The sequence below is a fragment of the Halorubrum sp. SS7 genome (assembly GCF_005435055.1).
GTDB classification, from domain to species: Archaea; Halobacteriota; Halobacteria; order Halobacteriales; family Haloferacaceae; genus Halorubrum; species Halorubrum salinarum.
Genome location: NZ_SGXV01000778.1, coordinates 1 through 213, shown reverse-complemented (window position 1 = coordinate 213; position 213 = coordinate 1). Strand labels below are relative to the sequence as shown.

Sequence of the window (213 nt, the reverse complement as noted above, 5' to 3'; positions counted from 1 at the left end):
GGTCAGTTCCTCGGCGACCGTCGCGGCGTCCAGCAGCGCGGGGTCGACCGCGAGGTCCGCGACGGTCGCGACGAACTCCGGCAGCGATCGGGTCGCGTACGTCACGATCCGAACGTCGGAGTTCAGCTCCTTGGCGATCGGGATCCCGGTCGCCTCCTCCACGTCGGTGAGGACGAACAGGCCGGCGCCGCCGATCCCCGCGTCCTCGAGTTT

The 213-nt window shown here is 70.4% G+C and carries 1 pseudogene; it reads right to left on the bottom strand.

The annotated features are described in order from the left end of the window. Window positions 1–213, bottom strand: a pseudogene (locus EXE44_RS19895) (CTP synthetase); the annotation flags it as partial.